General features: G+C 60.9%; 10 protein-coding genes and 1 pseudogene. 5 read left to right on the top strand and 6 right to left on the bottom strand.

The window, feature by feature from the left end; translation table 11 throughout:
* Positions 1 to 67 precede the first annotated feature (67 nt).
* Positions 68 to 1,579: a glycolate oxidase subunit GlcD gene (gene glcD / locus ACVWZ1_RS11205; RefSeq protein WP_457503391.1), complete on the top strand. Its 1,512-nt coding sequence runs from the start codon at positions 68 to 70 to the stop codon at positions 1,577 to 1,579.
* A gap of 259 nt (positions 1,580 to 1,838) precedes the next feature.
* Positions 1,839 to 2,726, top strand: coding sequence for a leucine-rich repeat domain-containing protein (locus ACVWZ1_RS11200; protein ID WP_414374917.1), 888 nt, complete (start codon positions 1,839 to 1,841; stop codon positions 2,724 to 2,726).
* A gap of 13 nt (positions 2,727 to 2,739) precedes the next feature.
* On the opposite strand, the gene ACVWZ1_RS11195 is transcribed toward ACVWZ1_RS11200, so the two are convergent.
* The 4 genes from ACVWZ1_RS11195 to ACVWZ1_RS11180 all read right to left on the bottom strand — a co-directional run bounded on the left by ACVWZ1_RS11195 (position 2,740) and on the right by ACVWZ1_RS11180 (position 8,154).
* Positions 2,740 to 3,990, bottom strand: a complete 1,251-nt coding sequence (locus ACVWZ1_RS11195) for a DUF3326 domain-containing protein (protein WP_457503390.1) — start codon at positions 3,988 to 3,990, stop codon at positions 2,740 to 2,742.
* Positions 3,991 to 4,076: 86 nt separating this feature from the next.
* Positions 4,077 to 5,636 (bottom strand): protoporphyrinogen oxidase, encoded by a 1,560-nt coding sequence (gene hemG / locus ACVWZ1_RS11190; protein WP_414355575.1) that lies wholly within the window; start codon positions 5,634 to 5,636, stop codon positions 4,077 to 4,079.
* A gap of 118 nt (positions 5,637 to 5,754) precedes the next feature.
* Positions 5,755 to 7,143, bottom strand: a complete 1,389-nt coding sequence (locus ACVWZ1_RS11185; protein ID WP_457503389.1) for a homoserine dehydrogenase — start codon at positions 7,141 to 7,143, stop codon at positions 5,755 to 5,757.
* A 204-nt stretch (positions 7,144 to 7,347) separates the two neighbouring features.
* Positions 7,348 to 8,154, bottom strand: a complete 807-nt coding sequence (locus ACVWZ1_RS11180; RefSeq protein WP_457466446.1) for a GvpL/GvpF family gas vesicle protein — start codon at positions 8,152 to 8,154, stop codon at positions 7,348 to 7,350.
* Positions 8,155 to 8,403: 249 nt separating this feature from the next.
* Here ACVWZ1_RS11180 and ACVWZ1_RS11175 point away from each other — a divergent pair, with 249 nt between their 5' ends.
* Positions 8,404 to 9,030 carry a DUF3318 domain-containing protein gene (locus tag ACVWZ1_RS11175; protein WP_457466447.1) on the top strand — a complete coding sequence of 209 codons (627 nt, stop codon included), beginning with the start codon at positions 8,404 to 8,406 and terminating at the stop codon, positions 9,028 to 9,030.
* Here the strand turns inward: ACVWZ1_RS11175 and surE are convergent.
* On the bottom strand, positions 8,953 to 9,759 hold the full coding sequence (surE, locus tag ACVWZ1_RS11170; protein WP_414406932.1) for a 5'/3'-nucleotidase SurE: 807 nt from the start codon (positions 9,757 to 9,759) through the stop codon (positions 8,953 to 8,955). The two genes, ACVWZ1_RS11175 and surE, sit on opposite strands and share 78 nt — an antisense overlap.
* Positions 9,760 to 9,946: 187 nt before the next feature.
* Between surE and gap the strand changes: the two genes are divergently transcribed.
* Complete coding sequence (gap, locus tag ACVWZ1_RS11165) at positions 9,947 to 10,963, top strand: type I glyceraldehyde-3-phosphate dehydrogenase (protein ID WP_457466448.1); 1,017 nt, start codon at positions 9,947 to 9,949, stop codon at positions 10,961 to 10,963.
* 59 nt (positions 10,964 to 11,022) lie between these two features.
* Here gap and ACVWZ1_RS11160 read toward each other — a convergent pair whose 3' ends face one another.
* On the bottom strand, positions 11,023 to 12,369 hold the full coding sequence (locus ACVWZ1_RS11160; protein ID WP_457503388.1) for an AmpG family muropeptide MFS transporter: 1,347 nt from the start codon (positions 12,367 to 12,369) through the stop codon (positions 11,023 to 11,025).
* 166 nt (positions 12,370 to 12,535) lie between these two features.
* Here ACVWZ1_RS11160 and ACVWZ1_RS11155 point away from each other — a divergent pair.
* Positions 12,536 to 13,170, top strand: a pseudogene (locus ACVWZ1_RS11155) (RNA-guided endonuclease TnpB family protein); the annotation flags it as partial.

Raw genomic sequence — 13,170 nt, 5'->3', positions numbered from 1 at the left:
TCGGGCCAGTCGCTAGCAAGACTATAGTGACAATATCCCTCCTAAAGCTCCTGCTGGGCCCACTGTCATGAAAGTGCTCCGCACCGCTAGCGCGAACGCTTCTGCTCATCCTCTACAGACCGGCCTCACCTTCGACTGGATCAGGCTGACGGCTGAGCTCAAAAAGATTCTGGATCCCCAGCGGGTGATCAGCAAGCCGGAGGAGCTGCTGGTTTACGAATGCGATGGGCTGGTCAGCTACCGGCAAAGGCCGGCGCTGGTGGTGTTGCCTCGCACAACAGAAGAGGTGGCGCAGGTGGTGAAGCTGTGCAGCCGCTACGGGGTGCCTTTTGTGGCGCGGGGATCCGGTACGGGCCTCTCAGGGGGGGCCCTGCCGGTGGAAAATAGCGTCGTCATTGCCACCACCCTGATGAAGCAAATCCTGGAAATCGACCTGGACAACCGCTGCATGGTGGTGCAGCCGGGCGTTATTAACACTTGGATTACCCAGGCCGTGGCCGCCCAAGGCTACTTTTATGCGCCGGATCCCTCTAGCCAGTCGGTTTGCTCCATCGGAGGTAATGTGGCGGAGAACTCCGGCGGTGTCCACTGCCTCAAGTACGGCGTAACAGCCAACCACATTCTCGGCCTGACGGTGGTGCTGCCGGATGGGGAGGTGGTGTGCTGGGGAGGCAAGATCCCGGAGATGCCCGGCTACGACTGGGTGGGGCTGTTTGTGGGATCCGAGGGCACCCTGGGCATTGCCACCGAGATTACCCTGCGCTTGCTCAAGGCCCCGGCTCAAGTGCAGGTTTTGCTGGCAGACTTTGACAGTGTGGAAGCGGCGGGATCCACCGTCTCCGACATCATTGCTGCCGGGATCATCCCCGCCGGCCTGGAGATTATGGACAACTTCAGCATCAATGCCGTGGAGGATGTGGTGCAGTTGGGCTACTATCCGCGGGATGCGGCGGCCATTTTGTTGGTGGAGGTGGATGGGCTGGAACTGGAGGTGGAAGAAGCCAGCCAACAGGTGAGGGCGCTGTGCTTCAAAAATGGGGCGCGACAGGTGCAAGTCGCATCCGACCCGGAAGAGCGGGCGCGGGTGTGGAAAGGACGTAAGGCAGCATTTGCCGCCATGGGCAAGCTCAGCCCCAACTACTATGTTCAGGATGGGGTGATCCCCCGCAGCCAGCTAGCCTTTGTCTTGAAGGAAATCGAGCGCCTCAGCCGTGAGTACGGTTATCCGGTGGCCAATGTGTTTCACGCTGGCGACGGCAATCTGCACCCCTTGATCCTCTACGACGAGTCGGTGCCGGGATCCCTGGAGCAGGTGGAGAAACTGGGGGGCGAGATCCTTAAGCTCTGCGTGCGCTTGGGGGGCAGCATTTCCGGCGAACATGGCATCGGGGCAGACAAACGCTGCTACATGCCGGAAATGTTTACGCCTGCGGATCTGGAGAGCATGCAATGGGTGCGGCAGGTGTTCGACCCCCAGCACATCGCCAACCCCGGCAAGATCTTTCCCACCCCCCGCACCTGCGGTGAGTCAGCTCACGCCCACAGCCGACCGGAATGGCAAGAGATCCCAGTCTTTTGATTTTGAACGTGATATGCAGTCGTTTCAGGCTAGAGTGAGACGCCTGGGCTACTGCTCGCGCCAGCGGGACGGAGTCCTATCGCGCCAGCGGGACGGAGCGAGACAGAACTTTTCTACTCCTGCTGCTCGCAGCCTCGTCGCGACAGCGTTAGCGTTGCCCTACCGTAGGCACAGCAACAACTCCGGCAGAGGCAGGACAGAGTAGGATGCTACCTTGGCAAAGATTCTTTGGAGAGCAAGGATGAGGCAGCAGAGAGGAATGGCTCAGCACAAGAGGTGGGCGGTGGGCCTGCTGGCAATCTGGGTTTGGCTGAGCTGGGGGGTGGGGGCCTGGTCTGCTCCCCTTTGTCGGGATCCCCTCTTGCTGCGGCAGATCTTGGCAGCTCTGGGCCGCCCGGAGGTGAAGGTAGAGGAGGTGGCCCTTTTTGATTCGGATCAGTGCCTTGTCCAACTGGTGCTGGATCGTCAGGGGTTGAGCGGATCCCTGCCGCCCGAAATAGGCCAATTTCGCCGGTTGCGAGCCTTGTCCCTCAGCCACAACCAACTTTCCGGCCCCATTCCGCCCGAGCTGGGGCAACTCGGCCAGTTGGAAAACCTGTTTCTCGATTACAACGAATTCTCCGGCTCCATTCCAGCCGAGCTGGGGCAGTTGCGCAACCTGCGCGGCCTGTTTTTGGATCACAACCAGCTCTCTGGGCCTATTCCCCCCCAACTGGGGCAACTGCACCATCTGGAAAACCTCATCCTGCAAAACAACCGCCTCAGCAGCACCCTTCCCGGCCAACTGGGCCAGATGAGCTCTCTCAAGGGCCTGTTTTTGGATCGCAATCAGCTCTCTGGGCCTATCCCCCCTCAACTGGGGCAACTGCACCATCTGGAAAACCTCTACTTGTCGGACAATCGCCTCAGCGGATCCCTGCCCCCCGAACTGGCCCAACTGAGTCAGTTGCGGGATCTGCGCTTGGCACGTAACCAGTTCACGGGAGAATTGCCGACCTTTTTGGCAGAACTGCCCCGACTGGAGCGGCTGCAGATCGAGGGAAACCCCGGCCTCTGCTTGCCGGCTGCCCTATCCGAGTGGTTTGCCGGCCTAAACCCAGCGGATCCCCTGCCGGCTCCCATCTGCTCATGGACTCCGTCCCGCTAACGCGACCGGTAGCCTACTGGGACTCCGTCCCGCTATCGCGAAAGGACTCCGTCCCGCTATCGCGAAAGGACTCTGTCCCACTATTGTGCTCTGCACCGCTGTCACGAACGCAACAGCGTCGCGTAGCAATAACGGCGCAAGTGTGGGATCCCAGCTTGTCCCGGGTGGAGGAGGAGAGCCGTAGCGACGACCAGGCCACTCCTGCTCGGTGGGCCACCACCACTCCAACCGCCTCTAGATAGGAGGTTACCGATACATGAGGGATCCCCAACTGGCGGGGGTGCACCTGCATCACGGTGGTGTTTTCCTCGACGGCAATGAAAAGCGGAGGACGGGCAAGGACTCCGTCCGTTCGCGTCAGCGGCGGAGCATTGTGGTGGGGTTGCGACAGCGTTGCGCCGCAATAACGGCTGGCCAGGTGCAGCAAGCCAGGCCCCCCAAAGGCAGTGGCCGGGGCAATGACGCTGTCCACCTGCTCTGCTGTCAGGTCGCCCGGTTGGGCGGGATCCCCGCTCTTGACGAACTGGGGAGCATAGCTGAGGCCCACCAAAACCGAAGGCAGGAAGGTAAACCCCACCTCTTCTGCGGCAGCGCGGGGGTGAACCGGCTTGGGGAAAGTCTCAGGGTAGAAAGCGGGGGCATGGGCACAAGGGATCCGCAACTCCCGCACCACCAGGTGGCTGATCAGGGCTTCGACGCCGGCCAGGGGATCCACCCCCCTTCCCTGCTCGTACTGGCTGAAGTCCAAGTCATCCGGAAAGCGGGCCACCACGGCAATGGCCTCTGCCCCCAGGCGAACCAGCTCCTGGGCAGTCTCCAAGAGAGCATCAGGCTGGGCCAGGGATCCCTGGCTGGCTCCTGAGGGGGAGAAGCCGACGGAAACGCCCAAAGGTTGGCGGGTCAAGCGCCAGGGGCCAATGTTGAGCCCCAAGGTGGCCTGAGCAGCCTGCATCACCTGCAGGTGGCGTTGTTGCAGATCGGGGGGGATCCCGGCATCCAGCACCACCCCAACACAGTTTTGGCGCACTGGCCGCAAATTCCACACTCCCGCACAGAACTGATCCAGGCCGTACCCTTCCACATACAACACATTCCCCATCGGCCAAAACAAACTGGCTCCGTTTAACACGTTGGGATGGGTGATGACCCGCTCTGCGGCTGCTGCCAGAGTGCGGGCAATGGGCAAGGCATCCCCGGCAAAGCCGCCAATGCGGGCACCAATGCCGGTGGGGATGAGCAGGAGGCTGGTGTAGGGGTGGCTCATAGTGCTCCGCACCACTGTCGTGAAAGTGCTCCGCACCACCATCGTGTTCGCGAAAGCGTCGCGTAGCGATAAAGTGCCCTGCACCGCTAACGCCGGACAGACAGGATCTGCTGGGCTAGGGCCTCGGCCCGCCGCACACAATCTCCCAAGGCCACGCCATCCAGGTAGTTGGCGCACACCCACACCCCTGGGGTTTGGTCGGCCAGGCTGGCCTGCAATTGGGCAATCCGCTGCCGGTGGCCAAGCGTGTATTGCGGGATAGCTTGGGGCCACAGGCGCTCTCCCAGGCGGATGGGCTCGACAGGGCGGGTGAGCAGGATCTGGCTGAGTTCTGCATGTACGATTTGGGCCCGCTCGTCGGGGGAGAGAGCTGTGATGGGCGGGATCCCTTTCTGACAGGCAAAAGCCGCGTCGGTGGCCCCCCCAATGAAGCTGACCAGGCAGTGATAGCCCTGAGGAGCCCGCTCTGGAAAGAGGGAGGAGGCCCAGATGGTGCCCAGGGTGCGCAGGCCCTGAGAGCGAGGGATCAGATGGCCAAACCCTCGCAGCGGCTGGGGAAGGGCTTCTTCTGGATAGGCCAAAGCCACCACCGCCACAGGGGGGTAGGGAATTTCGGCCAGCAGCCGACTGGCTTGGGGGTTGAGATCCTGCAGGAGGGTGGCAGCGGCGTAGGCAGGGAGGGTGAGCACCACCTGTTGAGCCACCACCCAGTGGATTTCTTCTGGGGCGTTGTGCTCCGCGCCGCTGTGGTGTATGGCAAAGCCCACCCGGTAGCCGGTTTCATCCCGCTTGAGATGCACAGCCCGCCAGCCCAGCCGCAGCGCACTGCCCAGTTTCTGGGCAATCGCCTCAGGTAGCTGCTGCAACCCCTGCCGCAGGTTACCCAGTTGGCCCCGCCTAGGAGGAGGCTGGATGGGGGAGTTGGCGCTGTCCTGGTGACGGGTTCGCGGGAGCGTCGCGTAGCGATAACGGCTGCGCAAAGCCTGCACAGCACCGGCAAATAGGCTGCCGTAGCGTTCTTCCAAGCCGGCAATGCGGGGGAAGGCTGCCAAGGCGCTGAGCTGATCCGGATCCCCGGCATACACCCCTGAGGTAAAAGGTTCGACCAGCCGTTCCACCACCTCGGATCCCAGTTGCCGCTGGAAGAATTGCCGCACCGTTTCCTCTTTGCCCGGCGGTGGCGCGACAAACCCCAACAACCCACGTAAGGCCCGCAACTTGCCGCCCACGCTCAACAGCCGCGAGCCAATTGCCGCAGAAGGGCTCAGGGGCACCGGCAGCAGCTCTTTTTCCCAGTAGATGTAGCGGGGCAACTGGGCATCGGCCAGCACCAGTTGAGAGGACTCCGTCCCGCTGTCTCGACCGGCCAAGCCCACCTCGGCGATCAGGTTGAGCAAAGGGAGGGTGGGAGTGAAGCTGTTGGGGCCCTCTTCCCAGCGATAGCCGCCTCCGGATTGGGTGGAGATACAGCCCCCCACGCGGGAGCTGGCCTCGGCCAGGAGCACCGGCTGGGTGGAGTCATCCCTGGAGGATAGGCCCTGTTGCAGTCGCAAGGCTAACGTTAGGCCGCTGATGCCCGCCCCGACCACCACCACCTCGGCCTGCGAGGGCTGCGTCCCGCTAAAGTGCTCAACAGAAGAGTTCATCTTTTGGGTTCCAACGGGGTTTTCAATCCTCAAGAGTCAAACAATTATGCTCTGAGCCGCTCCCCGTCCCACCAGCGCGTTCGCGTCAGCGGTGCGGAGCATTTTGGATCTATAGCAGCTAGCGCAGCACCCGAAATAGGCTGGGGATCCCGGCCACCTGGGGCAGTTGTTGGATCTCGGCCAGCGCCTGTCGGCAATCGGCCTCGCGGACGGTGTGGGTGAGGATGACGATCTCCGCCTGCTCTTGGTGACATTCCTTTTGGGTAATGCTCTCCAGGCTAACCCGGTGGCGGCCAAAGCAGGTGCCAATCGCCCCCATCACCCCCGGCTGATCCTGGGCCAATACCCGCACGTAAAACTCCGACTCCAATTCCGAGAGAGGGATCAAAGAGGCGGCAGCAGGAAAGCAGGGGAATCCCCACAGCGGATTGGGGGTATGAGCCCCCGTTTGCCGGTGGGCAATCAGGGTCAGCAGATCGCCGACAACGGCGCTGGCAGTCGGCCCCCGCCCCGCCCCCGGCCCCGACAGCACCACCTGACCCAAGGGATCCCCCTGCACCAAAACGGCATTGTCCACGCCGTTGATGTTGGCCAAGGGGTGGGTAGAGGGCAGAAGGGTGGGGTGAACTCGGATGTCCAAGGCCATCGTGTTGCTCCGCAACGCTGTCGCGACCGCCCCTTCCCCGTCATCCAAGGGCTCCGCCCCGCTAGCGCGAACAGGATGGGCCCTTGCTGCTCCGCAATGCTGACGCAACTGGGCGATGGCCAAGAGCTTGAAGGTGTAGCCCCACTCGCGGGCATAGCGAATGTCGGTGGGGCTGATGCCGCGGATCCCTTCGCAGGGGATGGCTTCCCGCTTCACAGACACCCCGAAAGCAAGGCTGGCCAAAATGGCGATCTTGTCGGCGGCATCCCAACCTTCCACATCGGCGCTGGGATCCGCTTCGGCGTAGCCGTGGGCCTGGGCCAGGGCCAGGGCTTCCTCAAATGAGCTGGCCGCCTGGGTCATCTGGCTGAGGATGAAGTTGGTGGTGCCGTTCACAATGCCCCAGACCGCCTGGATGTGGCTGGCCTGCAGGGACTGTTGCAAGGGCTGCAGAATGGGGATCCCGCCCCCAACTGCCGCTTCCAAGAGCACCGAGACTTTGGCTTGGGCTGCCGCCTGAAAGATCTCCTCCCCGTGGCGGGCGATCACCGCTTTGTTGGCTGTGATCACCGGTTTGCCGTGGTCAAGGGCTTTTAAGATCAAGCTGCGGGCCGGCTCCAAGCCCCCCATCAGCTCGATCACCACGTCGATCTCCGGATCCGACACGATCTGCTCCAGATCGGTGGTCAGGCGCTCAGGTGGGATCCGCACTTGCCGCGGCTTATCCAAAGAGCGCACCCCCACCGCCGCAATATCGACTGCTCGCAAGAGAGGATGTCGGGGTTGCTGCAGAATTTGCACAACACCCGTGCCAACCGTGCCCAGCCCCAATAGCCCAACTCGTTCGCGGTAGCGGCGCATAGCGCTTTAGACCACAACTCTTCCTTTTGCCTGCTGTTCCCGTTAGCGGGACGGAGTCCTTTGCCCTGTGAGGGCTCCGCCTCGCCAATGCAAACAGGAAGCGGACGGGATCCCCTCACCATTATCACGCTTGGATCCACGCTCTGCTAACGCGACTATGATCCGCATGCAGAGCACTTTGTTCGCGCTAGCGGGACGGCGTCCTTAGTTGGGATCTATACACTTGTCCGCCAGAGAATCCCGCAAGGCACGGACAAAGTGATAAGGGGGCAAAGGGGCGCTCCAATCCAGTTGCCAATGGGGGTGCTGAGCCAGCCAGGTTTGGGTGAGCTGAAGGGCGGCTTCCCACTCGGCAGGAGTGAGCAAAAAGTAGAGCCGCAAGGCCTCTCCCGGTTGGGGATCCACCCTTTGCACAGGCCAGGTGGAAGGCCAAAGCTGCTGTAGGGCTTGCTGCTCCTGCTCTTGCTGCTCTTGGGCTTGTCGTTGCTGGAGATAAGCTTGCTTGCGGGCCAAAAGATAGGCTGTTCCGCTCAGGGAGGACTGTGGCTCCGGTTGGGGCTGAGGTCGAACCCTTCCTTTGAGACAATACTCGGCCCGCCCCCCAATGGCTGCCAGGGCTTGTTCGTATTCCGCTTGCCGGGACAGCAGGTGGGATCCCAGCTTTTCTGCTGAGAGGAAGCAGGTGCCGAAGCGCAGGGGCAGCACCGGCATCTGGGCGAACAGTCGGCAGATCACCTGGTCGTGGCGCAGGGCAGAGCGCACCAACACCTCATCCGAGACTTGCAGCGACTCTGGATCCTGCATCGGCTCCACAGCAGCGGCAATTCGGCTGCCTGTCGGGGAGAACACCTGCACCGACCGATGGATCCCCTCGGTTTGCCGGATGAAGGGCAAAAGCTCTGGCGCTGGCTGCAGGAAGAAGGCGTAGGTGTAAAGGGGGCTGTTGATACTCTGCTCATTCCCGTCAGCAGTACGGAGCACTTGGGGTTCTGGCTGAGCTGGGAAGGTCATGGTCTCGGATTTAAGACGAGTAGGTAAGACGGGTAGGCTCGCCTTCCCAGTCTACGCAACCTAGGATTGGGATCTTTGAAACCTACAGGGTTCCACCTATAGAGTTCCACGGCCAGAGTTCTACGGCCAGCCTGGAGATGCGATAGACTAACCTCGCATCGGTTCTGCACAGGCTGGGGTGTCTGGGGCCGGAACAGGGCCTGTTTTTTAGGCGGGCTCCCCACCCCAACCCCCCCAACAGGTGAGGCCATGAACAGCCGCCCAGATTTCCAACCCTTCGAAAAAGAAGAAACCGAACGCTTGCGGGATCTACTCCCCGCTTCCTTCCGACCCTTGATCAGCGTCGTTCCCCACTTCGGGGGTGAAGCCCTGCTCATCTCCCGCCGCAAAGCCCCTTGGCAGCCCCAGGGCACAATTGCCATCGATTTTCGCCGTTGGCAAGGGATCCCTCAGCCGCAGCGGGATCTGTTGTTTCTGCGGGAGGTGGGATGGCTGGGCAACCGCAATTGGTTGCAGCCGGGGTTTTACCAATCGCTGGCCTTGATGGGGGGCATCACCACTGTTGCGGAGCTCTCTTTGCAGCACCCTTTTTCCGCTCTGTTGGCAGGTGGCATTACAGCTCTCTCCGTCCGGCAGATCTGGCAAAACCTGAACCGGGAGAGCGCCCATTTCGATGCCGATGAGTTTGCCCTGCGCCGTGCCCAGTTTCGCGGCTACACCCGACAAGAGGCCGCTCAACACCTGGCAGATGCCATAGAACAGGTTCTGAAGCTGGATCCCACCGATATCCTGACGGCGCTACGGCTGCAACGGCTGAGAACCATTGCCCGCAACCTGGCTTCTACCCCCCCCAGCGGAAACGCCTGGTCGCGTTAGCGGGACGGAGTCCTTGGCCAGTTGCACTTGGGTAATGGCCACCCGACCGGAGAAGCAGATGTCGGTATCGGTTTGGGGATCCCGAGCGCGCTCCGCATAGCGGCCCTGATAGCGAAACCACAGCGACTCTGCCCCATTTCCCTCGGCTTCCACCGCATAATCGAGCGGCAGGGGTTGGGTGCAGAGGGGACAATAGACCCGCTCCGGCAGAGGGGATCCGGCGGGCAAGTGAGGCAGGTTCACATTCCAAAACGCCCCCCTGGGCAAAGGTTGTTCCATCAGCTCCGCCAAGATTTCCCGCGTCCACCGCTGGGCCTGCTCCCAGTCGATGGGTTGGCCCCCTGCTCGGTATTGGGAAATGGCAATTCCCGGGATCCCGCGCATCGCTGCTTCCCGTACCGCCGCCACCGTTCCCGACAGGTACACATCCGATCCAAGATTTCCCCCCTCGTTGATACCGGAAAGCACCCAATCCACCGCTGGGGCCAGCTTGAATAGGGCCACTCGCACACAGTCGGCAGGGGATCCCTCGACGGCAAAGGTGCGCTCGCCGCGGGCCAAGGCTCGAAAAGGTCGCCCCGTCGTCACCTGGTGGCTGCAGCCGGAAATCGGTTGGTGGGGGGCCACAATCCAACAGTGTTCTTCCGGGATGAGAGAGTTGAGGGCCAACTTGAGGTTGGCCAGCCCGGCAGCCTCGATGCCGTCATCGTTGGTCAGCAATACCTTCATTCCTACTTTTCCCTTCTGCCGGCAACTTCTTGGGTGAGTCCTTTTGCAAGTCCCAGTGGCAAATCTGGAGATCTTGGGTGCAAAAGCGATGGGGATCCCGTTCTTCTTTTACCCTATCCCTAGGGGGGTAGCGTCTCCCATGCCGCGTCCCCTGATCCATCGTATAAACCGATACCGGAGGATTGCGATGACCACACGGGTAGCCATTAACGGATTTGGTCGCATTGGGCGGGCCTTCCTGCGGGTGCTGCTGTCTCAGCCAGCTCGGGAGCTGGAGGTGGTGGCAGTCAATGACCTGACCGAACCCGACAACTTGGCCTATCTGCTCCAGTTCGACTCGGCCTATGGGCGCCTTCCCCAAACCGTGAGCGCGGTGGACGGGCATCTGCAAATCGGCAACCACCTGAAAGTCCGGGTTTTGGCAGAGCGGGATCCGGCGCAACTGCCCTGGAAAGATCTAGGGGTTGACCTGGTGGTGGAATCAACCGGCTTGTTCACCAAACGAGACGGGGCCGCCAAACACCTGGAGGCCGGGGCCAAAAAGGTGATCATCTCTGCTCCTGCCAAAGGCCCCGACTTGACGGTGGTGATGGGGGTCAACGATGACCAATACGACCCAGAGCGGCATCACATCATCTCCAATGCTTCCTGCACCACCAACTGCTTGGCGCCGCTGGCCAAGGTTTTGTTGGATCGCTTCGGCATCGAGACCGGCTTTCTCACCACTTGCCATGCCTATACCGCCACTCAGGCAATTGTGGATCGCCCGGATCCCAAAGATTATCGGCGGGGCCGCTCAGCAGCAGTGTCGATCGTGCCTTCCACCACCGGGGCCGCCACGGCAGTGGCCGAGGTTTTGCCCGCCCTGAGAGGAAAGATGGATGGCCTGGCGCTGCGGGTGCCCACCTTGACCGGCTCGATTGTGGACTTTGTGGTGCGTACCGAGCAGCCCATCACTAAAGAAGCCGTCAACCAAGCCTTTATCGAGGCTGCAGAAGGCCCGCTGCGCGGCATCCTGGCCATTGCTCCGCCAGAGATCGTATCGGCGGATATTGTCGGGGATCCCCACTCTTCCATTGTGGATTTGGGATCCACCATGACCTTAGGGGATCGCACGGTGAAGGTGCTCTCCTGGTATGACAACGAGTACGGCTATGCCGCGCGGCTGGTGGATCTGGCGGCCAAAATCGGGGCTGCGCTGTAGGTAACCATCCCCGTTGCGTTCAAGGCAAGGCTATTAGAACCGGATTTGCGGTGGGGCAGTTACGGTTCAGATGCGGTTGTGGCCGGGGTTGCAGGCGATGAAGGGGGGCCGAGCCACAGCAGGATCACCATCGCCGGAGCAGCTGTCATCGCTGTAATCAAATAAAACAAAGGCCAATTGACTGCAGCCGCCAAATAGCCCGACACGGCCCCGGCCAAGGTTCCCCCCACGGCAAATACACTGGTGAGCAAAGCATACTGGGTGGCACTAAATTGCCGATCGCAAAGGCTCATCAAAAAAGCCAGAAAAGCAGCCGTGCCCATGCCCCCGGCCATGTTGTCGAAAATGGTTGCCCCCAGCAGCAGCGGATAGTTTTGCCCCACCAACCCAATCGCTCCCAGGCCCAAATTGCCGATCCCTTGCAAGGCTGCGAAAATGAACAGACAGCGGTAGGTGCCGATGCGGCTGACCCACTCCCCCCCCACAAAAGCCCCAGCCAAGGTGGCCAACAAGCCTATCCAACTGCGGATAATGCCCAGATCGCTGGTGCTAAACCCCGTCTGCAACAAAAATGTGGGGGTCATTTGCCCTGCCAAGCTATCCGGCAACTTGAAGCAGACCACAAACAGCAGGATCGCCCAGGCCAAGCGGTGCCGCCAAAAAGATTGAAACGGCTCGATGATGGCCGACCGCAAAGAGGTAGGCTTGAGGGCGCTGTTTTCCGGCTCAGGGGCCAAAAACGAGGTAATCAACCCGATCAACATCAGCAGCGCCATGATCCCGTACACCTGCCACCAGGGCAAATAGTCCGCCAAGATCAAACTCACGCCACTGCTGACCAGCAGCGCGATGCGGTAGCCGAATACAAAAATCGCTACCCCTGCCCCCATCTCCCGCTCTGCCAAGATATCGGTACGGTAGGCATCCACCGCGATGTCCTGAGAGGCGCTCAAAAAAGCCACCAGCAACCCCACCAGAAAGATCGGGCGGGTGAAAACCGTGATTCCCGGCCAAGTCTGGGCCAGCTCTTCCCATCCCAGAGCTTCCAGCCAGGTTTGGGTCGGATCCTGAAAACCCAGTAGCCCTATGCTGAGCAGCAACAGCACTTGGGTCAGGGCCATCCACCCCCGCCGCCGACTGCCCCGCAGGGATCCCGGTGCCGGCAACAGAAATCGATCCAGAACAGGCGACCACAGGAACTTGAAGGAGTAGGGCAAATTGAGCAGGTTAAACAAGCCGATGGCAATGGTGGTCAAGCCCGCTTGGGTCAGCCAAGCATTCAAGGTGGTGTTGATCAACAGCAGCGGCAAACCCGAAGAAAATCCCAACAGCAGCAGGACGCCCATCTTGGAGCTGCCGTAGACCCCCAACATCCGCCTCAAGACGCTTGTCCCTGCCTCAATCATGACCAGCCTTCCCCACCATCCTGTCCATTCTCAGGGATCCCTGTATTCCCAGTCACCTATTTTCGGGCTGGAGGCCCGCACCATAGCCGCAGGCTTGGTGCCGGGAGGAAAGCCCGCCTCCATATAAGTGTACTGGGACAAAACCTGGATGAACTACAATAAGCCCATGAGCCAGACCATCTCTGTACGTTGCAAGCTGATAGTCCCACAAGAGTTGCGTCAAGAGATTGACCGCACCTTGCAGGGATTTGCTGACGCTTGCAACCAGATCCTCGACACCGCTAAGCGTGAAAAGTGCTGGAACATCGCCAAGCTGCACCACTTGGTTTATAGGCCAGTGAGAGCGGCAACGGGGTTGAAAGCCAACCACGTCTGTCAGGCACTCCGCCGGGTGATTAGCAACGCCAAAGCGGTGAAACAAGTCCACAAGTTTCGCCCCACCAGCCTGACTTTGGATGTGCGTACTTTCGAGTACCGAGAGTCTGAACAGGTTGTTGGCGTGACCCTGATGAGTGGACGGGTTCGGCTCAAGCTCAAGATTGGCGGTTATCAAATCGCTTTGCTGCGGGGGCAAACGCCCACCAGTGCAACTCTGTCCAAGACCAAGCAAGGGGAGTACTACATCAACATTGCGGTTAAGTTGGACACTCCCCCAACTGGCAAGACTCCCAAGGTAATCGGAGTTGACTTGGGCAGGCGGGATATAGCCACCGCTAGTAACGGACGCTCTTGGGGTGGAGAACACATCCAGGCCGTCCGCGACCGGTTCAGCCGTGTACGCGCCAAGGTTCAATCCAAACG

It is taken from the genome of Thermostichus sp. MS-CIW-25, from assembly GCF_054060015.1.
Note: the sequence above shows the minus strand (reverse complement) of the source record. Positions and strands in the feature narration are given on the sequence as shown.